Source organism: Caballeronia sp. SEWSISQ10-4 2 (assembly GCF_030464885.1).
Taxonomy (GTDB): Bacteria; Pseudomonadota; Gammaproteobacteria; order Burkholderiales; family Burkholderiaceae; genus Caballeronia.
On record NZ_JALPRJ010000100.1, the window covers coordinates 1 to 25,047 of the forward strand.

The window sequence follows — 25,047 nt, forward strand, 5'->3', positions numbered from 1 at the left end:
GTGATAAAGAAAACATCCAACATATAACGACCGCAGGCCTAAGCAGCAGCAACCCAGCCCCCTGACCACCGGCCCCCCAACCAGAACCCCGAGTGCGAACGAACCTTACCGTCCGCTGCGTTGGAGTTGCTGCAATGCAACCATCGCGGCATCGGCGGATTCGATCGGGACAAAGATGTGATCGTGGTACGCGGCGGCGACGACGTTGCAGCTGACGTTTGCCTTGCCAAGCGCGGTAGCGAAGGCCGCCGTCAGGCCAACCGCCTGAAGGTCAGAGTGGACCGTCAGCGTAATCCACGCGGCGCGGAACAACGGTTCGATACCTGCTCTTTGCGCCTCACCCTCTTCCACGATGATGGTCAGACCCTCGCGCTCGCGGAATGTAGCTAAAGGCACCATATCTCCGAGGTCGGCGGAAAAAGGCACGCTTGCATAGACGTAGACGCCCGGCTGGAGCTCAGGCGACATCGACGCTAGCAGGGTGTTCAGATCGTTGATGGGGTTCGTCATGGTTTGTTCATCCTGCTTTTTTGTCCGCCAGCCAACCGCCCGATACGCCGATACACTCGCTTAAACACCCCCTAAGGAGCACCACGAATGATTTCCGATCGCAGCGAAGTGACTCGCATGATTCTCGCCGCCAAGGTGAGCAAAGGGCTGAAATGGGCCGACGTGGCGGAGAAAGTCGGCTTGAGCAAGGAATGGGTAACGGCCAGCTGCCTCGGGCAGATGACGTTCTCCAAAGCGCAAGCCGAAGTCGTCGGCCTGCTCTTCGACCTCTCCGACGAAGCCGTCGCCTGGCTGCAGATTGTGCCCTATAAAGGCTCGCTGCCGACCGCCGTCCCGACAGATCCTCTAATCTACCGATGGTACGAAATAGTGAGCGTTTACGGGACCACGATCAAGGAACTGATCCACGAGGAATTCGGCGACGGCATCATGAGCGCCATCGATTTTTCGATGGATATCCAGCGCGAACCCGATCCCAAAGGGGATCGGGTCAACGTGGTTTTATCGGGCAAGTTCCTGCCCTACAAGAGTTACTGAACCGCCTCGGCCGTCTCCGTTCCGCGTTCCAGCACAGGCCGCAGCGCCGCGCCCGTGTGACTGCGCGGATTCTTCGAGAGCGTGTCCGGATCGGTCGCAGCCACGATCGATCCGCCTTCCGTGCCGCCTTCCGGCCCGAGATCGATCACCCAGTCGGCTTCGGCGATCACATCCAGATCGTGCTCGATCACCACCACCGAATGCCCGCCATCCACCAGCCGATGCAGCACGCGAATCAGCTTGGCAACGTCCGCCATATGAAGGCCGACAGTCGGCTCATCCAGCACGTACAGCGTATGCGGCGCCTTCTGCCCGCGCCGGCCGATATCGTCCCTTACCTTCGACAACTCCGTCACCAGCTTGATCCGCTGCGCTTCACCACCTGACAGTGTCGGCGATGGCTGGCCGAGCGTCAGATACCCCAAGCCCACATCCTTCATCAGTTGCAGCGGATGCGAGATGCTTTGCATCGCGGAGAAGAACTCGACGGCCTCGTCGATTTCCATTGTCAGCACTTCGCCGATGTTCTTGCCGCGCCACGTCACGGCCAGCGTTTCCGGATTGAAGCGCTGGCCGTGGCAGACGTCGCACGGCACCTTCACGTCGGGCAGGAAGCTCATGGCGATGGTGCGCACCCCCTGGCCTTCGCAGGCCGGGCAGCGTCCTTCGCCGGTGTTGAACGAGAAACGCGACGGCGTGTACCCACGCGCACGGGCTTCGAGCGTATCGGCGAAAAGCTTGCGGATGGTGTCCCACATGCCGATATACGTCGCCGGACACGAGCGCGGCGTCTTGCCGATCGGCGTCTGATCGACTTCCAGCACACGGTCGATCGTCTCGAACCCGGTCACCTCCGTACATCCTTGCCAACGATGCGTGACATCGAATTTCGCGCGCGGCGCTTCGCGTGACAGCACGCTTGAGCGATTGCGTGCGGGCATGTCGGCTTGCGCGGTCTTGCGTGCACGGCGCGTTGCCGGCGACGACAAAACCGAGCGGCCTACTGCATCGAGGAGATTGGTCATCAGCACGTCGCGAGCGAGCGTCGACTTGCCGGAACCGCTCACGCCCGTGATGGCGATCAAGCGGCCAAGCGGCATGCTCGCGGTGACGTTGCGCAGATTGTGCAGCGTTGCGCCGTGAACCGTGAGCCAGTTCTCGGGCGTCGCGGCACGCTTGGCGGTAGCGGTTTTTACGTCGCGGCGGGCTTGCAGCGGATGCTGGATCGGGTTCGCCAGATACTGGCCCGTGAGCGAATCCGGCTGCGCTGCGAGATCCGCTACGCCGCCCTGCGCCACCACCGTGCCGCCGCGTTTTCCTGCACCCGGACCAATATCGATGATGTGATCCGCCCGGCGAATCGTGTCTTCATCGTGCTCCACCACAACCAGCGTGTTGCCCTTGTCGCCGAGCTTTTTCAGCGCGTCGAGCAGGATCTTGTTGTCGCGCGGATGCAGCCCGATGGTCGGTTCATCCAGCACGTAGCAAACGCCCTGCAAGTTGCTGCCAAGTTGCGCGGCAAGACGGATGCGCTGTGCTTCGCCGCCCGAGAGCGTCGGCGCTGCGCGGTCAAGGCTCAGGTAGCCGAGACCGACTTCCTCGAGGAACAGCAGACGCCCTTCGATTTCACTGATCACGTCGCGGGCAATATCGGCGTCGCGGCCCTTGAGTTTCAGCTTGTTGACCCAGCCACGCGTCGCGGTGACTGTCCAGCGGCCCACTTCTGTTATCGGCTGATCGCCGAACGTCACCGCCCGCGCGACTTCGTTCAGGCGTGTGCCGTTGCAATCCGGGCAGGGTTGATCGCCGACATCGTCCGGTTCCTGCTGCGCCGATGGAATCGTCTGCTCGCGGCCGCGGCCGTCGTCGGAAAGCACCGTGTCGTCGTAGGCTTCACGCTGTTCGCGCGTGAGCTTCACGCCCGTCCCCACGCAGGTGTTGCACCAGCCATGTTTGCTGTTGTACGAGAACATGCGCGGATCGAGTTCGGGATAACTCGTGCCGCATACCGGACAGGCACGTTTGGTCGAAAATACCCGCATCTCGCCGATATGTTTTGTCCCCTTCTTGCCGCCATTCAGCGCGCCATGCAGGTCGTCGAGCGGCGCGAGCAGATGCATCACGCCCTTGCCGAGCTCGAGCGTCTCCAGGAGCATCGCTTTGAGCGAGGCTTCGTCGTTCGCGCTGACGATCAGATCGCCGACCGGCAACTCGATGGTGTGCTCCTTGAAGCGATCGATCTTCGGCCACGGATCGACGGACAGAAACTCGCCGTCCACGCGCAAGTGCGTATGGCCGCGTGTTTTTGCCCACTTCGCGAGGTCCGTGTAAATACCCTTGCGGTTCACCACCAGCGGCGCGAGCAAGCCGATATGCTGGCCTTTGAAATCCCGCATGATCTGCGCGACGATCGATTCGGGGCTTTGCGCCGTGACCGGCGCACCGTCGTGGACGCAATGCTGGATGCCGAGTTTTACGTACAGAAGCCGCAGGAAATGCCAGACTTCCGACGTGGTAGCGACCGTGCTTTTACGGCCGCCACGCGATAACCGCTGCTCGATTGCCACCGTAGGCGGAATGCCATAGACGGCGTCCACTTCAGGACGTCCGGCAGGCTGCACAATCGATCGCGCGTACGCATTCAACGATTCCAGATAACGGCGCTGGCCTTCGTGGAAGAGGATATCGAAGGCCAAGGTTGATTTGCCCGAACCCGATACGCCCGTAATCACGTTGAACTTGCCGTGCGGAATATCGACGTCCAGCGACTTCAGATTGTGCTCGCGTGCGTTGACGATCCGCACCACGTCCTCGCCCTGCAACGCGCGTCGCGCTGCCGCGACTTCAGCGGCCAGTTGCAGCGGGACGCCTGCTGCGCGCTTCTGCGCTGCACCCGGCGCCATCGCTTCTTCGTAGTCGAGCAAGGCCTTGCCCGTGTGCGATTGTTCGCATGCCGACACATCCTCCGGCGTGCCGACGCAGACGACCAGACCGCCTGCATCGCCACCTTCAGGACCGAGGTCGATGATCCAGTCGGCGGCACGGATCACGTCGAGATTGTGCTCGATCACGATCAGCGAATGGCCGCGCTCCAGCAGGCGCCTTAGCGCTTGCATCAACTTGGCGATGTCGTCGAAATGGAGGCCCGTCGTGGGTTCGTCGAACATGAACAAACGACCCGGTTTATTGCCGCTTGCCTGTGCCGTTTCCGCGAGAAACCCAGCAAGCTTCAGGCGCTGTGCTTCGCCGCCGGAGAGTGTTGGAACCGGTTGACCGAGCTTCACGTATTCAAGCCCGACGTCAACTATAGGCTGCAACACCCGCAGCACTTCCTTGTCCTGCGCAAAGCAGGCAACGGCTTCGCTCACGGTCAGGTCGAGGACATCGGCCACGCTGAGCGACTTGCCATCGCGTTCGATCTGCACGTCGAGGATTTCCGCCCGGTAACGCCGTCCATCGCAATCCGGACAGCGCAAATAAACGTCGCTCAGGAACTGCATCTCGACGTGTTCGAAACCCGAGCCGCCGCAAGTCGGACAGCGGCCATCGCCGGAATTGAAGCTGAACATGCCCGCGCTATAACCACGTTGCGCAGCGAGGGGAGCCTTCGCGAACAGCTTGCGAATTTCATCGAATGCGCCAACGTAGCTCGCGGGATTCGAGCGCGCCGTGCGACCGATAGGCGATTGATCCACGAAGATCACTTCGCTCAACGCATCCGCGCCTTTCAACGCGCGGAACGCGCCCGGCGATTCGGTTGCCTTACCAAAATGACGCTGCAATGCCGGCGCGAGCACGTCCTGAATCAGCGTCGATTTACCCGACCCGGATACACCCGTCACGCACACAAGTCGATGCAACGGAATCTCGACCGTTACGTCACGCAGGTTATGTTCGGTCGCGCCTTCGAGCACGAGCCGCGGCGTTTTTGCATCGACGGCGCGACGCTGCCAGTTCGATGCATGCGCCACATGCTTGCGGCCACCGAGGTACGCACCCGTCAGCGTGTCGCTATGCTCGATCTCGTTCGGCGGCCCGTCATAGACTATCTCGCCACCGCGTTCGCCCGGTCCCGGACCCATGTCGATAAGACGATCCGCCGCGAGCATCACCGACGGATCATGCTCCACCACCACGAGCGTATTGCCCGCATCGCGCAGCCGGTGCATCGCTTCGACAATGCGATTCAGGTCGCGCGGATGCAAACCGATACTCGGTTCATCGAGGACAAACAGCGTGTTCACCAGCGACGTGCCGAGCGCCGTCGTCAGGTTGATCCGCTGCACTTCGCCACCCGACAACGTGCGGCTCTGGCGATCCAGCGTGAGATAACCGAGGCCGACATCGCAGAGATATTTCAGGCGCGTGCGGACTTCGTTGTGCAGGAGCTTGAGCGCGTCGTCCAGCAGCGTGCTTGGCAAGGTCAGCGAGTCGAAGAAGCGACGAATGCGGTCGATCGGCATCAGCATCAGATCGTGCAGCGTCAGGCCAGGAAGCGCTTCGAGTTGCGCACGCGTCCACTCCGCGCCCGCAGGCAGAAAACGATCGGCCGGCTTCAACACGGCGTCCGCTTGCTCCTTCGTGCCGAGGCGCCACAGCAGCGCCTCAGTCTTGAGACGCGCGCCCTCGCACACCGGACATTTCGTATAGCTGCGATATTTCGACAGCAACACGCGGATGTGCATCTTGTACGCCTTCGATTCCAGGTAATCGAAGAAACGTTGCACGCCGTACCACTGGTTTTGCCACTTGCCGGTCCAGTCCGGCGAACCGTTGATCACCCAGTCACGTTCCTGTTGCGTCAACTCGCTCCAGGGCACACCAAGGCGAATACCCGCTTTTGCGCCGTAGCGCAGCAGGTCGTCCTGATTCTCTTTCCATGCGGGCGTTTGCAGCGTCTTGACCGCGCCGCCGCGCAGGGTTTTACGCTCATCGGGAATCACCAGGCCAAGATCCACACCGATCACTCGGCCGAAGCCGCGACACGTTTCGCACGCGCCATACGCCGAGTTGAACGAGAACAACGCGGGTTGCGGATCGGCATAGCGGATGTCGCTTTCCGGGCTGTGCAGGCCGGTGGAAAAGCGCCACGTGGGCGTGTCCATGGGCTTGTCCGCATCCTCGGCCCCCGACTCCGGCAGCACGTACACATTCACGCGCCCCGTGCCGCGCAGCAACGCGCCTTCGATAGCCTCAAGCGCCCGCGACCGCTCCGTGTTCTGCAAGCGGAACCGGTCCGCCACCACGTCGAGCATTTGCCGGCCGTTCACATGGCGCTTCGCCTGCACGCGCGTATAGCCGCTGGCGGAAAGCCACTGCGCGACTTCTTCATCGCTGGCGGATTCGGGCAGCTCGACCGGAAACGTAATCGCGATACGCGGATCGTTCGCCTTCGTGCGTTCGAGCAATTCCACGTAGATGGTTTCCGGCGTGTCGTGCCTGACCTGATGTGAGGTCTTCTTATCGAAAAGCTCGGCGGCGCGCGCGTAGAACAGCTTCAGGTGATCGTTCAGCTCGGTCATCGTGCCGACGGTCGAGCGCGAACTGCGCACCGGATTGGTCTGGTCGATGGCGATTGCCGGCGGCACGCCGTCCACGCGATCCACCTGCGGACGGTCCATCCGGTCGAGGAATTGCCGCGCGTAAGCGCTGAACGTCTCGACGTAGCGACGCTGGCCTTCGGCATAGAGCGTATCGAACACGAGGCTCGATTTGCCCGAGCCCGAGGGTCCGGTCACCACGGTCATCTGGCCGGTATGCAGGTCCAGATCGATGTTCTTGAGATTGTGCTGGCGAGCGCCGCGAATGCGGATTGCGTTGTTGGATGCCAATTTTTCCTAACCGGTTCAATGAGTTAGATCGTCCACGAAGGCGCCTGGGCGAAGCCCGGCTCGCGCTGGGGAGCCGCCGTTCGAGGCGCATTAGTGAGATAACGGCCGATGAAGTCGACACTGTACACCCATACAGTGTTTTCGGCAGCGCGCTCAACCGGACCTGGCGGAATACTAGGCTGGCTTGACCAGACAGAATCGAAACGTCGGGTAGTGGAAATCGCCGCCCGTCAATCAAGCCTTCTCATCACGAGCCGCGCCTCCAGACCGCCTTGCGGGCGATTATGCAGCGTGAGCGTGGCGTTCATCGTAAGCGTGAGTTGCCGCGCGATCGCGAGGCCAAGCCCGGTGCCGCCCGTGTGCCGGTTGCGCGAGCCCTCCAGCCGGACGAACGGCTCGAACACCGCCTCCAGCGATTCTGGCGGGATGCCCGGTCCGCGGTCGAGCACGGAGACCGTCACCGTACCGTCGCGCGGTTCATTCACCCTGATCTCGGCCTCGCCGGTGAACTTGAGCGCGTTATCCACGAGATTGCCGACGATGCGCCGCAGCGCCTGCGGACGCGTCACCAGCTCGGCGCCGATGCGCCCGTGAAGCGACACCGTCTTGCCTGCGTCGAGGTAATCGCAGACGAGGCTGTCGAAGAGCGCATCGGGATCGACGCGGTGCAAGACCTCGGTCGCGCCGTGCATCGTGCGCGCGTAGGTCACGCCCTCCTTCACGAGCGACTCCATCTCCTGCAGATCCTGTTGCAGCTTCGCGCCTTGCGCGCTGTCGTCCATCACGTCGAGCCTGAGACGCATCCGTGTGATCGGCGTCTGCAGATCGTGGGAGATCGCGGCGAGAATCTGCATGCGCTCGGTCATGTAGGTCGCGACCCGGTCCTGCATGGCATTGAAGGCGCGCGCCGCCCGTGCCACTTCATCGGGGCCGTCCTCGGGCAGGCGCTCCGCCTTCAGGTCGGGGCCGAGTGTATCGGCTGCCTGCGCGAGCTTCTCGAGCGGGCGAGTGGCGAGCCGCACCGCGAGCCAGCAGCACGCGGCGAGCACGGCGAGCTGTAACGCCAGCACGAGCGGCAGCCAGCGCGACAGCGGCGCGCCCGACATCGGCCGCAAATCGATTGTGAGCGGCGAGCCGTCGCTCAGGCGCAGGTGCACTTGCAGATGCTCGCTGTCGCCGGGGATCTCGTTCATGGTCAGCGGATAGCGCTTGCCAATGCCTTCCGCGATCGACTCCGCCGCCCGCTCGGATAGCCGCGCGTCGGGCGGCGCTCCGCCCACGCCGGGGCCGAGCACAAAGCTGTAGCTGCGCCGCGCAAGACGCGGCAGCCACTCGGCGCGCTCGTCAGGCGGCAGGCGATCGAGCAGCGCGACCGAACTCGCGACCTCGCGTTCGATGTAACCCATCATCACGTTGGTCATTGTCTGGTCGCGCTCGGTCAGCGTGAGCCAGAACGACAGCGTCTGAGCAAGGGCGATTCCGACGAAGAGAATCAGCCCGAGCCTCGCGAACAGCGTGCGCGGCCAGCGCAACAGAGCACGCAGGTTCATTTTGGACCTTCGACCGGCACGACGGCGGCGGAGAACACATAGCCTTCGCTTCGCAGCGTCTTGATGTAGCGCGGCTCGCGCGCGACGTCCCGCAGGCGCTGACGCAAGCGGCTCACCAGCAGGTCGATCGAGCGGTCGAACGGATCGGCCTGGCGACCTTGCGTGAGGTTGAGCAGCTGATCGCGCGTGAGCACGCGCTGCGGATTATCGAGGAACACGCGGAGCAGCCTATACTCGGCGCCCGAGAGCGCAACCATCGTGCCGTTCTCGTCGAGCAGATGGCGTGCGGTGGTGTCGAGCAGCCAGTCGCCGAAGCCCAGCATCTGAACCGATTCGCTTACGTCCATGCCCGGTGGCAGCATGCGCGTCCGCCGCAGCACCGCGCGGATGCGCGCCAAGAGTTCGCGCACGGCGAACGGCTTCGGCAGATAGTCGTCGGCGCCCATCTCCAGCCCTACAATGCGGTCCGCTTCCTCATCGCGTGCGGTGAGCATCAGCACGGGCACCGCGCGGAACTTGCCCGCGCGTAGTTCGCGGCATAGCACGAGCCCGTCCTCGCCGGGCAGCATGAGGTCGAGCACGATCAGGTCGGGCGCGCCCTGCTCCAGCGCGGCGCGCATCTGCCGGCCGTTTGCGGCGAGCGATACGCGCATGCCGTTCTTCTCCAGATAGGCGGCGAGCAGTTCGCGGATACCGCGATCGTCGTCGACAATCAGTACGTGGTCGGTGTTTTCCATTCGATGCTCATTGCCTTCTGCGTTTAGTCTGCACCCGGGCCGGCGCGATCAGATGACACAGCACCGGATGCGTCACTTCAGCCGCGATCCCGCCCGCGAGGAACGCGATGATCGCAAGGATGCGTCTCATGCGTCCTCCACCACGGAGGAGCTGGCTCCATCAGTCACGCTCGCGCTTAGCGTATACGGATCGACGCCTTCCAGGCAACCGACGTTCACGCGCCAGAGCCGCGGGTCCATGCGCGTCTGGTGGAACGTGTAGATGCCGCAATGCTTGCAGAAATAGTGCTTCGCCACGCGCGTGTTGAACTGATACAGCGTAAGCGCCTCCTCGCCGTCGAGAAGCTTCAGATCATCGGCGGGGAACGACGGCGTCATCAGCGCGCCCTTGCGTCGGCACAGGCTGCAGTTGCAGCGCGACGCGGGCTCGACGGCGGTGCGGACTTCGAATCTCACGCGCCCGCAATGACAGGCGCCCTGCAGCACTTCGGTGTTCATGTGTCTCTCCGTTTTCTATCGATGACTGCGTTATAGCCCGATTCGGCTCGTCTTTTGTATCGCAATGTATCCGGCATTTCGCTGGACACAAAACATTGCGCGATAGCCTGGCCGCCGACACACGCCAGATACGCGCGGACCTTTGAATACGGTCATGTTCAACGAACGGACCGTCATTGTGCACAACCTCATTGAAGCCCCGCTCGCCTTCCTCGCCGGCCTGCTGACCATTGCGTCACCCTGCATCCTGCCCGTGATGCCGATCCTGTTCGGCACGTCGGTCGATCGTCCGGACCGCGTGCGGCCGCTCTTCATCATCGCCGGTTTCATCGTGGCCTTCGCTTCGTTAGCGTTGCTGCTCGGCGCCGTCTCGAGCACGGTCCACGTCGCACAGCAGGCGCTGCGCAATTCGGCGATCGGGCTGCTCGGGCTCTCGGGGCTGCTGCGCCTGTGGCCGCGTCCCTACGACTGGCTCGTCGCGAACGTGCAGGCGCCGCTGGGCCGCCTGTGGCCCGCCGCGCTCAATGGCGCGCCGGCCGGCACCGGCAACGCGGGCGGCTTCGTGCTCGGGATGTCGCTGGGAGCGGTATGGACGCCGTGCGCCGGACCCGTCCTCGCGTCGATCCTGGTGCTCGTCGTCAAGGCGCAGGACCTTCACTGGTCTGGCCTGCTGCTCGCGCTATATGCGATCGGCGCCGCTATTCCGATGCTCGCAATCATCTACGGCGGTCAGTTCATCACGCGGCGCGTGCGCGTACTGGCCCGTCATACACACCGCATCCAGCAGGTATTCGGCGTTCTGGTGATGCTCACCGCGCTCGCCATCTATCTGCAATACGACGTCCTCGCTTATGCGTGGATCGCCTCTTACCTCCCTGCACTCAAAGGACTCTGACATGTTCAACCGACTCAAGACTCTCACCGCCACTGCCCTCTTTACCGTCATTGCAGCGAGCGCCGGCGCCGCTCAGGCGGGCCCGCTCGCGCACCCGGCGCCGGCACCGGAGTTCACCGGCATCGACAAGTGGCTTAACAGCGAACCGCTGACCCTGCAGCAACTGCGCGGAAAAGTGGTGCTCGTCGACTTCTGGACCTACTCGTGCATCAACTGCGTTCACACGCTGCCTTACGTGAAAACATGGAACCAGAAGTACAAGGACCAGGGGCTGGTGGTTGTCGGCGTGCATACGCCCGAGTATCCGTTCGAGCGAGACACCGCCAACGTAAAGACCGCGATCAAGCGTTTCGACATCACCTACCCGGTCGCGCAGGACAACCGCTATGCGACCTGGACCGCCTACGACAACCAGTACTGGCCGGCGTTCTATCTCATCGACAAGCAGGGAAAGGTGGTCTACACGCACTTCGGCGAAGGCGAATACGAGCAGACCGAGGCCGCGATCAAGCAGTTGCTCGCGCAGAAGTAATGCGGCGTGCGCAGGCCTTTCGTATCGAAATGTATCCGCAAAGCCGCCGATACACAGGCTTGCAAAACACCCGGTTCACGACACACGCCAGATACGTCCGCGCGTTCAAATGCATCAACGACGGATCGCGACGAATTGCCACGCAACCGATGCGTCTCCGGGCGTTTCCCAACCCTTCATCGTTTCAAGGAGAACAGCATGAAAACTTCGATCATCGCTTTGGCTTTTGCCGCATTCGCCGCTTCGGGCCTGGCTCAGGCCGCCGACACCACCACGACCTCCGCCGCTGCGCAGACGGAGCAATCCGGTACGAGCCGCATTGTTGCGTCGCAGAAGACGCGTGCCGACGTGCGGCGCGAATTGGTGCAGGCGCAGAAGGACGGACAGCTCGCCGGTCTCAGCACGCTCTATCGCGGAAGCTGAACCTGCTCACTTACCTACTTATTCGAGGCTCCATCGTGAACAAGCGCGCGGGAAAATCGATGTAGCCTGAATGAAGCGATGCAGGCGGTGAAACTTCCGCCTGACATCCGCGTTGCGCCCGATCGAATACTAAGAAGCGACACAATTTCAAAGGAGAAACAACCATGCCAGATGAGATGAATTCTCGCCGCCGCCGTCTGCTGAAGACGACTATTGCAGGCGTCGGCCTGCTCGAACTCGGACTCAGCGGACTCGCCAACGCGCAATCGGCCGCGAACACGAGCCCCGCCAAAGGCTCTGCGGGCCTCGCATCGTTCGACACCATTCGCCAGGTCAATGCCGGAGCGCTCAGCATCGGTTATGCGGAAGCCGGACCGGTCAACGGCCCGGTCGTGATCCTGCTGCACGGATGGCCCTACGACATCTACAGCTTCGCAGAAATCACGCCACTGCTCGCGGCCGCCGGCTATCGCGTGATCGTGCCGTATCTGCGCGGCTACGGCACGACGCGCTTCCTGTCCGCCGATACCCCGCGCAACGGGCAGCAAGCCGTCGTCGCCGTCGACATCATCGCGCTCCTGGACACGCTGAAGATCGACAAGGCCGTGTTCGGCGGCTTCGACTGGGGCGCGCGCACGGCCGGCATCATTGCCGCGCTGTGGCCAGAACGATGCAAGGCGCTGGTATCGGTGAGCGGCTATCTGATCGGCAGCCAGGCCGCCAACCGCGCGCCGCTGCCACCGAAAGCGGAGCTTGCATGGTGGTATCAGTTCTATTTCGCCACGGAGCGCGGTCAAGCGGGGTACGAAGCGAACCGCAACGAATTCAACAAGCTCATCTGGCGTCTCGCGTCACCGAAGTGGGACTTCGACGATGCGACCTACGACCGCTCCGCTCAGTCGTTCGCGAACCCTGATCACGTCGCGGTGGTGATTCATAACTATCGCTGGCGTCTCGGCATGGTGCAGGGCGAACCGCAATACGACGCGCTCGAACAGCGCCTGGCGGCGGCGCCGACTATTTCTGTGCCGACCATCACGCTCGAAGGCGATGCCAACGGAGCGCCGCATCCCGATCCGTCGGCCTACGCGAAGAAGTTCACGGGCAAGTACGTACACCGGAACATCGGCGGCGGGATCGGGCACAACCTGCCGCAGGAAGCGCCAAAAACGTTCGCCGATGCGGTCATCGACGTCGCGCGCATGGCCTGAAACGTTGCAGCTTCGTTGTCTGCGGTTGGGTGGCCGGCAGAGCACGCTGCACGTGGAATCAGCGGTTCAGAGAGTCCGGCCATCCGCGACCGGACCTGCTCAGGCGTACGCAAAGCAGCGCCGCCACGGTCAGCGCCACCGCAGCCGCAATCAAGGACCCCGCGAACGAATGATGCGGTGCATACATCGCACTGGCGACGAGCGGCCCCACGATCTGCCCGATGCCGAAGCACGCCGTCATCACGGCGAGAATGCTCACGCGCAGGGTGTGCGCTACCCGGCGGGCTGCGAGCATCGAAATGGTCGTGGTGCCCATGAATGTGCCGCCTACGATCAATGCGCTGCCGAGGTATCCGGCCGGGTTCGGCGCCACCACCGGCAAGATGACGCCGACCGCCTGCGACGCGAGATTCACGAACAGCGCGCGCCGTGTGCCAAGGCGCATATGGACTGCGTGCCAGATGAAGCACGACGGCACCGCGCCCAGGCCGAACAACGCCCAGACCTGAATGGGATCGATTGAACCGAGTGCGTTCCGGACGAAGAACGGCAGATAGGTCGCGGTGATGATGTAGCCGAAGCCGGCAAGCCCGTAGAGCGCGATCAGCCGTCCTGCGCCGAGCGCGGGAAAGGACTCGTGTCCGTGCAAGGCCGCACGTGCGTCGGAATCTTGCACCGGGCGCGCATCGAGACCCGGCCGCGCGATGGCGCCGAGGATCAATGCGCCTGCTGCCAATACCCACCAAAGCCCTGCGCTGTGCAAGCCAAACGTGCGTCCCGCGACCAGCATTTCGGACGACAGCACAATGCCAATGCCGACGCCCGCATAAAGCATGGGCGCACCGTGCGTGTGGCCGCGATGTTGCAGCAGCCACAGCGAAGCCGCCACCATGGTGACCGCGCTGACGGCGCCTGTGATGCCACGCATGGCGATGATCAGCCAGGGCTCATTCAACAGCGCCGTCATCCCGAGACACATCACGATGCCCCCGAGCGCCAGCACGCACAGCCTGCGCGAGTGTCTCGGATGCAAGGCGGCAGTCAGCAGGGCTCCAACGAGATAACCCGCATAGTTGGCCGATGCGGCGAGCGTGCCCTGATGTACGGTCAGCACGGCGTCGCTGACCATGACCGGGTAGATGCCCGTGAACGCAAAGCGTCCGAACCCCATGCCGACCGAAATGACGAGCGCGGCAACCAGTGCCGCCATGCCTTGGCTTGTTGTCGACGAGGCGTGCCGAATCGTGCTCATGATGATTTCCTTTTGGCCGTTTTGGCCGTTGGATGCTTCGACGTGAACGGCGCAAGCGCTTCGCGCAGCGCATCGAACGCCGCCGTCTGATATCCGTTTCGATGAACGAGCCACGTATCCACCTTCGCCACAGCATGAGTGCGGAACTCTGGCGGTTCGCGCAGCAACTCGAGCACGCTGCGCGGCACGAGCGATACGCAGCCGCCTGCCGCGACGCACGCCAGCATGCTGTGATACGACCCGACCTCCTGGATGTCGAGCGGTGACTTGTCCTGGCCAAGCCACTCCTCGGCAAGCACGCGGTAGCTGCAGCCTTGTGCAAACGCGGCAAGCGAACGCACGGCGATATCCGAGCCCTGGCGGACAGCGGCATGCCCGGGCGGCAGCACAAGCAGGATCTCCTCGCGAAAGACCGGTTCGCCAAGAAGTCCGACTGCCTCGAGATCCGATGCCGACGCCATCTCGCCGCACGGCGGCAGCGCCGCGAACGCGCAATCGAGCAAACCACTGCGAACCTGTTCGAGCAGTTGCCGCGAGGGCGCCGTCGAAATCCTGAGCTGGACGTCGGGGTATTGCACGTGAAGGGCGGCAAGCGGTCCCGGAAGACGAGCCGCGGCCGTGCTTTCCATACTGCCAATTCGGAGCGTGCCCGAAGGCGCTTGAGGACTCAGCACTTGCCGCGCTTCGTCGGCCAGCGCGAGCATGCGGTTGGCGTAGCCGAGAAAACGTTCGCCTTCCACGCTCAGCGTCAGACGGTTGCCGTCGCGCCGAAACAGCGCGACGCCCAGTTCCTCTTCGAGCTGCTGGATTCGCGTGGTCACGTTCGACTGCACGCGGCCGAGCCGCTTGGCCGCCCGGGTCACGCTGAGTTCGGCGGCGACCACGCGAAAAATGTCGAGACTGGTGTGATCCATGAAAATCTCAATTAGAGAACGATGTAAACATCATATTCCTAAATTGAGATAATATGCAAGCGGTCTACTCCTTTTGCGATGGTGACCCGGATCGACGCACATGCGCCCGGCCATCGCTCAACGCCTGATAGAACGATCGAGGTCCCCATGAATCAGCCAGCAAGCAGTTCGCTCATGCCGCCGGACGGCCATGTCCAGAGGCTCAGCTACGCCGAACGCAACGCGCCGTACTGGCGGCGCAATCTTTTCGTCTGCGTATTCGGGTCTTTTACAACCCTGTTGAGCCTCAGCATGTTGCTGCCGTTCCTGCCGCTGTACGTGCAGCAGCTGGGCGTGAGCACACCGTCGGCGGTCGTGCAGTGGTCGGGCGTTGCGTTTGGCGCGACGTTTTTCGGCACCGCGATTACCGCGCCGCTGTGGGGGCGTCTTGCGGACCGGTACGGCCGCAAGCCCATGCTGGTTCGCGCGGCGGTCGGCATGGCCGTTGTGATGTCGCTGATCGGCCTTGCGCATAACCTGACCGAGCTGGTGGTGCTGCGGCTGATCGCGGGATTGATCGGCGGTTACGCCTCCGCGTCGATAGTCATGGTCGGGACGCAGGTCCCGCGCGAACGCTCGGGATGGGCGTTGGGCATACTGTCTACAGGCGCCCTCGCGGGCAATCTCGTGGGACCGCTGGTGGGCGGTTTCCTGCCGACATGGGTCGGCATCCGCGGCACATTCTTCGTCGGCGGAGCGATCATCGTGGTGGCCGCGCTGCTGACCATTGTGGTTGTGCGCGAGGATTTCGATCGCACCACCGACGCGAAGAAGCGTACGGACACCGGCGGGGTATCGCCCTCCGCGATCAACGGCGGGGTGATCCTCGTATTGCTCGTGACGGCAATGATGGTTTTGCTTGCGAACATGTCGATCGAGCCGATCATCACCGTCTATATCGGGCAACTCGGTGTGCCGGACGATCACGTTGCACGCGTGGCCGGAATCGTGATGGCGGCCTCGGCGTTCGGCAGCATGTTGACCGCCGCCCGTCTCGGCGCGCTTGCTGATCGCATCGGAAGCTCGAAAGTGATCATTGGGTGTCTGGTTGCCACGGGCGTGGTCCTGGTGCCGCAGGCGTTTGTCACCCAATGGTGGCAACTGGCCATTCTGCGCGGCCTGATGGGCATGACGCTCGCGGGACTGCTTCCATCGATTGCGAAGGAGGTGCGGCACGCAGTCGCCGATCACAATTCCGGCAAGACGCTCGGTTATCTTCAGTCCGCTCAGTTCAGCGGGCAGGTCATCGGCCCGTTGATCGGCGGGCAGATCGGTGCGCATTTCAGCTTGCGCGCGGTGTTTTTCGTGACTGCGTCCTTGCTGCTCGTTTGCGCGGGGTTGAATCGATGGACGAGAGCCAAGCAGGTGAGGTGAAGCTATGTGGCCTCCAGATGCTGCGGCGCATGCTTGCGGGCACGGTTCCTCTTTGTATAGAAATGTATCCACAGTGGGCGTTGCTACATTCGCTTTCAAAACCACCCTCCCAGGAAACAAGCGAGATACATCCGCGCGTTCCAATACGCTCACACCGAACGCGCTCTGCGTCGAATATCGCCTCCAATGGTTCGTGAATCACGTTGCCATTGATTGGGAACCTGGCTTCATCTCCAAGCGGAAATTTTATGTCAGACAACATCTCTCCCCAATCGCTGTCTCGCCGTCGTTTTGTTGGCGTGGTAGCGGCGACCGTTGCTGCGGGCTCGCTGAGTCAGCTCGCGTTTGCAGAAACTAATCAAGCGATTACTGAGGTTGCCCAATCGACTGGCGGCGACAAGACCGCTATTCGTCCGCTTCGCGTGCATGTGCCGGAATCGCAGCTTATCGACCTGCGACGACGCATCAAAGCGACGCGGTGGCCCGACCGGGAGACGGTCACCGACGACTCGCAAGGCGTGCCGCTCGCGATGATTCAGGAACTCGCGCAGCGTTGGTCGACCGATTACGACTGGCGCAAGTGCGAAGCAAAACTGAACGCCCTGCCGCAGTTCGTGACCGAGATCGACGGGCTGGACATTCATTTCATCCACGTCCGTTCGAAACATGAAAATGCGATGCCGCTCATCGTCACGCACGGGTGGCCCGGCTCGGTCATCGAGATGCTGAAAATTATCGATCCGCTGACCAATCCCACGGCATATGGCGCGAGCGCGTCGGACGCTTTTCATCTGGTCATTCCGTCCCTGCCGGGCTACGGATTTTCAGGCAAACCCACCACGACCGGATGGGGTCCAGAGCGCACCGCGCGTGCCTGGGTAGTGCTGATGAAGCGCCTTGGATACACGCAATTTGCGGCGCAAGGCGGCGATCTCGGTGGAGTGGTCTCGAATGTGATGGGTAAGCAAGCACCGCCGGAATTGCTAGGCATCCACGTCAACTTCCCCGCGACTATTCCACCCGAGATTGCAAAGGCGCTTCAGGCCGGCGATCCGCCGCCATCCAGCCTCTCGGACGACGAAAGGCACGCTTACGAGCCGCTGAGCAGCGCGGCCAAGAAGCGACGCGCCTATGCATTGGAGATGGGGACACGCCCGCAAACACTCTACGGACTGGCGGACTCGCCCGTTGGACTGGCGAGCTGGCTTCTTGACCACGGTGACGGGTATGTGCAGCCGGCGGCGGCACTGACCTCGGCTGTGTTCGGGCGCCCCGTCAATGGAGAATCCTCAGGCGGCCTGACACGGAACGACGTCCTCGACGACATCACACTCTACTGGTTGACGAACACGGGGATTTCCGCGGCTCGCTTCTATTGGGAGTCTCACTTCAACTTCCTGGCTGCCGCCGATGTTTCCGTCCCGGCTGCCGTGAGCGTCTTTCCTCGCGAGAACTATCAGGCCCCGCGGAGTTGGACAGAGCGGGCGTATCACAACCTGATCTATTACAACAGAGTCGACAAAGGCGGACACTTTGCGGCGTGGGAACAACCCCAATTATTTGCAGAGGAGGTTCGCGCGGGCTTAAGACCGCTGCGCAAATAACGGGAATGCGCCTGGAGGCGAGATACGGGTAATTTATTGCACTAAAGCTGAGCTTCGATCGCCGCCTTATCTATAACCGACCATACTTGCTCAATCTTTTCCGCCCGGAATTGATAGAACACATTCTCTGTAAAGGAAACTCTTTTCCCGTTTACAGGGAGGCCAAGGAATTTTCCCTTGGGCGTACAGGCGAAGCCTAGCCGGCTGGCTATATAAGGCGCATCGGAAATCAACAGCTGAATGTTGAAATAGAGGTCTGGAATTTCATTAAAGTCTCTCACGAGCATCTCGCGATAACCTGATAGCCCGATCCGCTGACCGTTGTAGTGCACGTCATCATGAACGAATTGCTCCAGCTTCGGCCAGTCCTGCTTATTCAGGCAGGCAATGTAGTCTCGGTAGACATTGGAGAGGTCGGTTTTATTCACGGCAATTTCCCTGTCGTTTTACAAGGTTCATGTTTCTATCCAAATTCGTCGTGCTGCGGTAATTGGTCGGTTATGGAATACCAGGCAGCCTTGGAGCCGACAAAAATGTGTGCGGTCGGGCGGATCGAAGGAGTGTCTTCGAGCGTTCCCAAAGTAACGTGAACGAACTCGCCCTCACGAACCACCGAGAACATGAGGCTGCCGCAGGTATCGCAATGAACATCGTGCGCCGCATTCTTGTCACCGAAAATCAACAGGTTGTCTTGCCCTTGAGTGATGTTCAACTTGTCACGCTCGATCCCTGCGAATGGCTTGAATGCCGAGCCCGTTGCGCGCCGGCAGTTTGAACAGTGGCAGTTCAATGCATAGACGAACTCGTCCTTCACCGCGTAATGGACCGCGCCGCAAAGGCATCTGCCGGCAAGCAACGGATTCATGTCTGTCTCCATGATGGACGGTACGCTAACGAACTGCGGGATCGATAATTGATTGGGCGCGCCGCGTGAACGTTCGCTCATGCAGGGTTGCTGCTCCATTATATTAAACGGCCGTTCCTGGAGGAGTTGCCGACAGCGGCCCAGAGAATTTGCGAGTTGACGAAATGACCTAGCCCGGCTGGGCCGAGCGAGATGAATGCTAAGCGAAAGATTTGGTGGCTAGAATCATCCCGCATATCAATAAGATAAGAACCAGTGACCATGAAAACGATAAAAACCATCCCGCTACTGATTTCGTTGGCTGCTCCAATGCTTGTGAACGCGGAATCCATGTCGGCACCAAAGCTTCACCCGGGGGATACATGGACCTATGTCGAGACGGTCGAGACCGCGCCCAACGGTTGGCGCCAGACGCATGACGAGATCGTCGTGCTGCGTACAACGTCCGACCATATTTATTTCGAAACGAAGCAGGCCGGTACGACCCAGGCCGCAAATGAACTAGTCGAAGGCGCTGACTGGAGCCGCTCGCGTAACGTGAATGGAACCCAAACGACGGTCAATCAGCCTTTGTCGTTCCCGCGTTCGGTCGGAAAGACGTGGGAGGTGAAATATACCGAAGCGCACCCGAACGTGAAGCACGATTCGGAATCGTTCGATACACGATTCAAGGTTGTTGGTCCTGAATCCGTCGAAGTTCCGGCTGGCAAATTTGAAGCGATCAAGATTGAAGCCGAAGGTCAATGGACGGCGCAGACTGCTCCCATGCAGTCTGCGACAACAGGAACTGTCGCCAATCAGGCGGGTGCGACTATCGTGATGCAGACCCGAAGGGCCAGTCCGGTCGTGGCAACCGGCCGGCTCTACAAGGCGTTCTGGTACGTGCCCGAAATTGGCCGGTGGGTTAAATCCGACGAGGAGTACTACGGCAGCAACGGCGTACGCACTCAGCGGTTCACGAGCGAACTCGAGTCGTTCAAGCACGCTGCGCAGTAGGGTTTCGTTCGCACTCGGTCTGAGGTTTAGGCGCAGCGATAAGGAGCGGTCGGGGGGCGGAGGGTGATGCCGGGTTGCTGCTGCTTAGGCCTTCGCGGGTTATATGTTGGATGTTCTCTTTATCACTATTAGCCACTGTGCGTGGCGGCACGTCATTTCTTTTTCCAACAACGGCGAAAAAGAAACAGAAGCAAAGAAAACGCCTCCCAACAATCAGCAAGTTAGTGTCCCTAGCGTGCAGGCTTGAAGTTTCTGGCACCTGATAGCACGGTGCTCGCCAGACTGAAGGATGTGTGAACCCCTCCTTCTCGCGAATCCTGACACGAACACGCTTCGCCCCCAACGCTCTCGGGCGAGAACCACAGCCCCCAGACCATGACGGCCTGACGTGTGCTGGTTGCCTCATTTCCGGGTGGGCTGGCTACGTGGACTGCGTGCTTCTTTCTTGAGGTGGTCATTCGCGGATAGCGCGGGTGACCCTTGGGCAGGTTCCGTCACTGGTGGCGAAGCGTGTGGGTATCCGTGTTCGGAGAAGGAGGGGTTCAAACATTCTGCAGTCTGGCAAGCACCGTGCTATCAGGTGCCAAAAACTCTGAGCCTGCACGCTAGGGACACTAATTCGCCCGTGGTTGGAAAGCGCTTTCTTTGCTTCGTTTCTTTGTCGCTTTGGACAGAAATGACGTGCCGCCACGCACAGTGGCTAATAGTGATAAAGAAAACATCTAACATATAACGACCGCGGGCCTAAGCAGCAGCAACCCGGCATCGACCCCCGACCCCCGCCCCCCGACCGCTCATTAGCACTGCGCCCAAACCCCAGACCGAGTGCGAACGAAACCCAATTTCGCAAAACCTCTAGGACACGAACGGCAGCTTCACATCACGAGCGGCATCCAGCATCGACAAGGTGATTTTCCGCACCTCGAGCTTGCTCTGCGTGATATGCGCGCGCAGCAGGATGGTCGCCTCGGTCAGCCGGTTGCGCTCGATGAGATGCAGCATGGTCGAGTGCTCGTCGTAGGTCGCGCTGGTTCGGTGAGGTTTCAGAAAGTCGAGTCGGCGCACGATACGAATGCGCTCCGTGACATCATTGTGAACGCGGACCATTTCGGCATTACGCGTGGCAGCCACGATCTGGCGATGAAAATCCTCGTCCATGCCGAACATCTTGACCGGATCGGATTCGCGCGCTTCCGGCTCGACGCACCAGATTGCCTTTAGCGCATCAATCGCTTCACGCGCCGCTTCGCCGCCTGACGTCAGTCGCTCAAGCGCAGCCACTTCAAGCACGATGCGCAGATCGTAGAGCTGATCCATCTGGTCGAAGTCGATCCGCGCGACTTTCCAGCCGCGCCGGAAACCGACCTCCAGATACCCTTCGCGCTGCAGCCGGAACAGGCCGTCGCGCATCGGTGTGCGCGATACGCCGTAGTACTGCGCAATACCGTTCTCCGAAAAGCGATCGCCCGGAAATAGCCGGAAGCTGAAGATGTCACTTTTCAGCCGCTGGTAGACCTGCTCGGCAAGCGGGTTGGCGGCATTGGGCTCGACGGTTTCGACGTTCGTTTCAATCGACTCTTCCTGCATTCGGGTCCCCCTTTGTTCTTATTATCGGCGTTTCAGGGCCGGGGAATAAGGCTCACGTGCGCGGCGACGATCTTCCAGTTATCGGTGGGACCGAGTCGTGCCCAGCTCTGCATCTGGCGCCCGATCAACGGCGTTTCGTCGCTGGTGAATTCCGTGCTGACGGTCGCGAAGTCCGTACCGAACGTAGTGATGACCGTGCGGTGCAACATACGCGAGGCGGGCACGGGTGCGCAGTTTTCGCGCCACTCGCGAATGGCGTCGCCGCCATGCTGGATTTCGGCAATGCCGTAGCGCACCGTCTCGGGCGCGTTCCAGAAGAGCGCGTTCATCGTTTCGATGTCGTTCGCCACCAGCGCACGCTCGTACGCGACGAACGCCGCACACACTTCCGCAATGACTTCCGGCAGGTTGATTTTCATCGTCTGCGAGTTCCTCATGCTGCGGTAAAAGATGACAGGGGCGCGGTCCAGCCAACAATGCCGCCCTGGGACCGCACCATCTCGAGCGCCGCCTGTTTGAACGCGGGGAAATAACTGGCGGTCGCGTCCTCGACAAGCAGACAATCGTAACCGCGATCATTCGCTTCGCGCATCGATGTCTGCACGCAAACCTCCGTCGTCACGCCGGCGAACACAAGATGCGTGATGCGCCGTGCCTCCAATTCATGAGTCAGCAATGTCGCATAGAAAGCGCCCTTGCCGGGTTTGTCGATGACCAGTTCGCCTTCTACAGGCGCAATGGCATCGACGATCGCATTGCCCGGCTCGCCACGAATCAGGATGCGGCCCATCGGTCCGTTATCCCCAATGCGCGCGTTTGGCGCACCACGAAGCCGCTTGGCCGGTGGGCAGTCCGACAGATCGGCTGCATGCGACTCGCGTGTGTGGACCACGAACCATCCGCTTTCGCGCGCGAAAGCCAGCAGCGAAGCGACCGTGGGCACGATCTGCGCTAACAGCGACACATCGTTCCCCAGCGATTCCCCGAAACCGCCGGGTTCGATGAAATCGCGTTGCATGTCGATGATGACAAGTGCGGTGGCCGATGGATCGAAGGTGAATGGCCCGGGTTGCGCAGGTATCGTGATCGTCATGGCCTGCCTTTGCATGGGTTCGATCTCATTCAATGACCTCCTTCAACGGTTCGGCAGCGGGCGTGCCTTGTGTCATCGTGTCACCATGCCCCGCCATGTAATGGCCCAGCGTCGCGCGCTCTGCGTTGGCGGCGGCTGTCTCATACACAAGCTCGCCCTCAGCGATCACGACAATGCGATCCGCAAGCTCCAGCAATTCATCGAGATCCTCGCTCACCAGCAGGACCGCCGCGCCGGCATCGCGCGCCGCCATGATGCGTGCATGAATATCCGCCACCGATGCGAAGTCGAGACCGAACACCGGGTTCGCGACGATCAGCACATCGACGGGCTGGCCCAATTCGCGAGCGAGCACCGCGCGCTGCACATTACCGCCCGACAGCGTGCCGATAGCACGCTCAGGCAGCGGCGGACGGACGTTGAAGTCATCGATCAAATGCGCCGCGCGCTCGCGCATCGCGCGCCGGTCGAGACGCCAGCCGCCGCGCCGCAACGGCGTCCGGTCGAAGTCGCGAAGGGCCAGATTCTGCGCGACGCTCATGCTCGCCACGCACGCGTTTTTAAGCGGTTCTTCAGGGATGGCAAACACTCGCCGCTGCGTCATTTCTTCACGTGTGGCGTGGTATGCATCGCCTGCAATTTCCATCTCGCCTGTCCTCACGCGACGTTGCCCGACCAACGCCTCGACCAGTTCCTTCTGGCCATTCCCCGATACCCCCGCGATCCCGAGTATTTCTCCCGAACGTACCTCAAGCGATGCACGTTTGACGGCTGCATGGCCGCGATCATCGTCGATGGAAATATTACGCATGGCGAGCCGTATTCGTGCTGCCGGGTCCACTGGTTTGCGCACCACCCGCTCGGCATTGAACGCGTCCATGACAGCGGTGTCGCGTGTCTCAGCGGCACCCATCATCAACGAGGCCAGCGCATCGCGATTCGTCGCCGATACCGCACTCGTGCCGACCTGCCGGCCCTTGCGCAGCACGGTCACGTCGTCGGCATACGCCATCACTTCACGGAACTTGTGCGTGATCATCAGCACGGTCAACTCGCCGCGCGTGGTCAGATCGCGCATCAGCCCGAGCACTTCGTCCGCCTCTTGCGGCGTCAGCACGGAGGTAGGCTCATCGAGAATGAGAAAGCGTTGCTTCAGATACAACTGCTTGAGGATTTCCAGCTTCTGCTTTTCCCCTGCGGCCAGGCCCGAAACGGGCGCGTCGAGCGGCAGGCGAAACGGCATGCGCTGCATGAACGCTTCGAGCGCGGAGCGTTCCTCTTTCCACTGGATTTTCCACGGCAAGCGCCCCCGCGCGAGCAGCAAGTTCTCCTCCACCGACAACCCCGATGCCAGCGTGAAATGCTGGTACACCATGCCGATGCCCAACGCCTGCGCATCGCGCGGCGAAGCAATATGGACCTCGCGGCCACCGGCTGAAATCTGCCCTTCGTCGAGCAGGCCGTAACCCACGAGCCCCTTCACGAGCGTACTTTTACCCGCGCCGTTTTCACCGAGCAGCGCGTGGACCGTGCCCGGCCGGACCGTGATCGACACATTGTCCAGCGCGCGGAAAGCACCGAACGATTTGCCGGCGTTGTACACGTCCACGCCTAACGCATGCGAAGGGGTCGACATGATCAGCCGCCGAGTGTGGTGAGGAGCGCGTGCGAATCGGAGACCGCGCCGAAGACGCCGCCTTGCATCGTGATCATGTGCAAGGCCGCGTCATGGTTGCCGGGGTCGGTCGCACCGCAACAGTCCGCGAGCACGGTGCATTCGAAACCGCGGTCGTTCGCCTCGCGCATGGTTGTATGGACGCAGACGTCCGTGGTGATCCCGGTCAGCACGAGATTCACGATCCCTCGCGTGCGCAGGATCAGCTCGAGGTCGGTGGCGCAGAACGAGCCTTTGCCGGGTTTATCGATGACAATCTCGCCCGGCAGCGGCGCCAGCTCGCTGATGATTTCCCAGCCCGGTTCGCCGCGCACGAGAATACGGCCGCATGGGCCGTCATCCCCAATTCCCACGCCTTCGGTGCCTGCACGGCGGCTGCGCCAGCGCTTGTTCGCGGGCAGGTCCGACAGATCCGGCCGATGCCCTTCGCGCGTATGAATGATCGTGAAGCCCTGCGCGCGCATCGTGGCCATGACGCGCTTGATCGGCTCGATGGGTGCACGGGTCAGCGACAAGTCATATCCCATCTTGTCGACGTAACCGCCGTGGCCGCAAAAATCCGTCTGCATGTCGATCACGACGAGCGCCGTGTTATCCGGGCGCAGGTTGCCATCGAAGGGCCAGGGGTACGGTCTGGCATCAATGAATCGGTTCATGGTCGTGGCCGCCTTGAAAATGAATGGAAGGTCGTTTAGCGCGTGAGACTCAGCTCGCCCGGTGCACCGGCAAGTGTCCTGTCCGGACGGCAATTGATGATCATGATCGCGAGCGTGAGCACGTAAGGCGCGGCGTTATAGAGGTAATACCCGCTCGTTACACCTATCGCCTGCAACGCCGGCCCAAGCGCCCCCGCCGCGCCGAAGAGCAGTGCGGCCCACAGGCATCGCAACGGCTGCCAGCGCGCAAAGATAACGAGCGCGACGG

At 61.6% G+C, this 25,047-nt stretch carries 23 protein-coding genes and 1 pseudogene; 8 read left to right on the top strand and 16 right to left on the bottom strand.

Translation table 11 applies throughout. From position 1 onward, the window contains the following. Window positions 1-105 precede the first annotated feature (105 nt). Entirely contained in the window at window positions 106-510 is a 405-nt protein-coding gene (locus tag M0D69_RS38250; protein WP_301786999.1) for an ACT domain-containing protein, read from the bottom strand. A gap of 87 nt (window positions 511-597) precedes the next feature. On the opposite strand from M0D69_RS38250, the gene cynS reads away from it, so the two are divergent. Further along, a complete protein-coding gene (gene cynS / locus M0D69_RS38255; RefSeq protein ID WP_301787000.1) occupies window positions 598-1,047 on the top strand; it encodes a cyanase in 450 nt (149 codons plus the stop codon). Here cynS and uvrA read toward each other — a convergent pair. From uvrA to M0D69_RS38280, 5 genes are all read right to left on the bottom strand, one after another. Then, window positions 1,041-6,878, bottom strand: a complete 5,838-nt coding sequence (gene uvrA, locus M0D69_RS38260; RefSeq protein ID WP_301787001.1) for an excinuclease ABC subunit UvrA — start codon at window positions 6,876-6,878, stop codon at window positions 1,041-1,043. The genes cynS and uvrA overlap by 7 nt on opposite strands. A 230-nt stretch (window positions 6,879-7,108) precedes the next feature. Next, complete coding sequence (locus M0D69_RS38265) at window positions 7,109-8,428, bottom strand: ATP-binding protein (protein WP_301787002.1); 1,320 nt, start codon at window positions 8,426-8,428, stop codon at window positions 7,109-7,111. Next, window positions 8,425-9,165 (bottom strand): response regulator, encoded by a 741-nt coding sequence (locus M0D69_RS38270; RefSeq protein WP_301787003.1) that lies wholly within the window; start codon window positions 9,163-9,165, stop codon window positions 8,425-8,427. The genes M0D69_RS38265 and M0D69_RS38270 overlap by 4 nt, the downstream gene beginning before the upstream one ends. Window positions 9,166-9,172: 7 nt before the next feature. After that, window positions 9,173-9,295 (bottom strand): hypothetical protein, encoded by a 123-nt coding sequence (locus M0D69_RS38275; protein WP_301787004.1) that lies wholly within the window; start codon window positions 9,293-9,295, stop codon window positions 9,173-9,175. Next, the gene (locus tag M0D69_RS38280; protein WP_301787005.1) at window positions 9,292-9,663 is read right to left on the bottom strand and encodes a GFA family protein; all 372 of its coding nucleotides are present in this window, start codon (window positions 9,661-9,663) and stop codon (window positions 9,292-9,294) included. Before M0D69_RS38280 ends, M0D69_RS38275 begins: the two co-directional genes overlap by 4 nt. Window positions 9,664-9,841: 178 nt before the next feature. Between M0D69_RS38280 and M0D69_RS38285 the strand changes: the two genes are divergently transcribed. The 4 genes from M0D69_RS38285 to M0D69_RS38300 all read left to right on the top strand — a co-directional run bounded on the left by M0D69_RS38285 (window position 9,842) and on the right by M0D69_RS38300 (window position 12,724). Beyond that, window positions 9,842-10,558 (top strand): cytochrome c biogenesis CcdA family protein, encoded by a 717-nt coding sequence (locus M0D69_RS38285; RefSeq protein WP_301787019.1) that lies wholly within the window; start codon window positions 9,842-9,844, stop codon window positions 10,556-10,558. 1 nt (window position 10,559) lies between these two features. Beyond that, window positions 10,560-11,090, top strand: coding sequence for a thioredoxin family protein (locus M0D69_RS38290; protein WP_301787006.1), 531 nt, complete (start codon window positions 10,560-10,562; stop codon window positions 11,088-11,090). A gap of 198 nt (window positions 11,091-11,288) precedes the next feature. Further along, window positions 11,289-11,513 (top strand): DUF4148 domain-containing protein, encoded by a 225-nt coding sequence (locus M0D69_RS38295; protein WP_301787007.1) that lies wholly within the window; start codon window positions 11,289-11,291, stop codon window positions 11,511-11,513. Between the two features lie 164 nt (window positions 11,514-11,677). Next, window positions 11,678-12,724, top strand: coding sequence for an alpha/beta fold hydrolase (locus tag M0D69_RS38300; protein ID WP_301787008.1), 1,047 nt, complete (start codon window positions 11,678-11,680; stop codon window positions 12,722-12,724). A 58-nt stretch (window positions 12,725-12,782) separates the two neighbouring features. Here the strand turns inward: M0D69_RS38300 and M0D69_RS38305 are convergent, their stop codons facing one another. Both M0D69_RS38305 and M0D69_RS38310 read right to left on the bottom strand, forming a co-directional pair. After that, a complete protein-coding gene (locus M0D69_RS38305) occupies window positions 12,783-13,976 on the bottom strand; it encodes a YbfB/YjiJ family MFS transporter (RefSeq protein WP_301787009.1) in 1,194 nt (397 codons plus the stop codon). After that, entirely contained in the window at window positions 13,973-14,890 is a 918-nt protein-coding gene (locus M0D69_RS38310; RefSeq protein ID WP_301787010.1) for a LysR family transcriptional regulator, read from the bottom strand. The genes M0D69_RS38305 and M0D69_RS38310 overlap by 4 nt, the downstream gene beginning before the upstream one ends. Window positions 14,891-15,037: 147 nt before the next feature. Between M0D69_RS38310 and M0D69_RS38315 the strand changes: the two genes are divergently transcribed. Together M0D69_RS38315 and M0D69_RS38320 are read left to right on the top strand one after the other, a co-directional pair. Further along, the gene (locus M0D69_RS38315) at window positions 15,038-16,303 is read left to right on the top strand and encodes an MFS transporter (protein ID WP_301787011.1); all 1,266 of its coding nucleotides are present in this window, start codon (window positions 15,038-15,040) and stop codon (window positions 16,301-16,303) included. A 248-nt stretch (window positions 16,304-16,551) separates the two neighbouring features. Continuing rightward, window positions 16,552-17,907 carry an epoxide hydrolase family protein gene (locus tag M0D69_RS38320; RefSeq protein ID WP_301787012.1) on the top strand — a complete coding sequence of 452 codons (1,356 nt, stop codon included), beginning with the start codon at window positions 16,552-16,554 and terminating at the stop codon, window positions 17,905-17,907. 41 nt (window positions 17,908-17,948) lie between these two features. On the opposite strand, the gene M0D69_RS38325 is transcribed toward M0D69_RS38320, so the two are convergent. Both M0D69_RS38325 and M0D69_RS38330 read right to left on the bottom strand, forming a co-directional pair. Beyond that, window positions 17,949-18,335 (bottom strand): ester cyclase, encoded by a 387-nt coding sequence (locus M0D69_RS38325; protein ID WP_301787013.1) that lies wholly within the window; start codon window positions 18,333-18,335, stop codon window positions 17,949-17,951. Window positions 18,336-18,370: 35 nt separating this feature from the next. Beyond that, the gene (locus M0D69_RS38330) at window positions 18,371-18,772 is read right to left on the bottom strand and encodes a GFA family protein (protein ID WP_301787020.1); all 402 of its coding nucleotides are present in this window, start codon (window positions 18,770-18,772) and stop codon (window positions 18,371-18,373) included. Window positions 18,773-19,033: 261 nt separating this feature from the next. Between M0D69_RS38330 and M0D69_RS38335 the strand changes: the two genes are divergently transcribed. Further along, on the top strand, window positions 19,034-19,768 hold the full coding sequence (locus tag M0D69_RS38335; RefSeq protein WP_301787014.1) for a hypothetical protein: 735 nt from the start codon (window positions 19,034-19,036) through the stop codon (window positions 19,766-19,768). An 855-nt stretch (window positions 19,769-20,623) separates the two neighbouring features. On the opposite strand, the gene M0D69_RS38340 is transcribed toward M0D69_RS38335, so the two are convergent. The 6 genes and pseudogenes from M0D69_RS38340 to M0D69_RS38365 form a co-directional block, all read right to left on the bottom strand. Then, window positions 20,624-21,355: a GntR family transcriptional regulator gene (locus M0D69_RS38340; protein ID WP_301787015.1), complete on the bottom strand. Its 732-nt coding sequence runs from the start codon at window positions 21,353-21,355 to the stop codon at window positions 20,624-20,626. A 32-nt stretch (window positions 21,356-21,387) separates the two neighbouring features. Beyond that, on the bottom strand, window positions 21,388-21,774 hold the full coding sequence (gene hpxZ / locus M0D69_RS38345; protein WP_301787016.1) for an oxalurate catabolism protein HpxZ: 387 nt from the start codon (window positions 21,772-21,774) through the stop codon (window positions 21,388-21,390). A 14-nt stretch (window positions 21,775-21,788) separates the two neighbouring features. Next, window positions 21,789-22,448, bottom strand: coding sequence for a cysteine hydrolase family protein (locus M0D69_RS38350; RefSeq protein ID WP_301787021.1), 660 nt, complete (start codon window positions 22,446-22,448; stop codon window positions 21,789-21,791). Window positions 22,449-22,473: 25 nt separating this feature from the next. Further along, window positions 22,474-24,084, bottom strand: coding sequence for an ABC transporter ATP-binding protein (locus M0D69_RS38355; protein WP_301787017.1), 1,611 nt, complete (start codon window positions 24,082-24,084; stop codon window positions 22,474-22,476). A 2-nt stretch (window positions 24,085-24,086) separates the two neighbouring features. Further along, window positions 24,087-24,779: a cysteine hydrolase family protein gene (locus M0D69_RS38360; protein ID WP_301787018.1), complete on the bottom strand. Its 693-nt coding sequence runs from the start codon at window positions 24,777-24,779 to the stop codon at window positions 24,087-24,089. Window positions 24,780-24,814: 35 nt separating this feature from the next. Continuing rightward, window positions 24,815-25,047: pseudogene (locus M0D69_RS38365) on the bottom strand (ABC transporter permease); the annotation flags it as partial.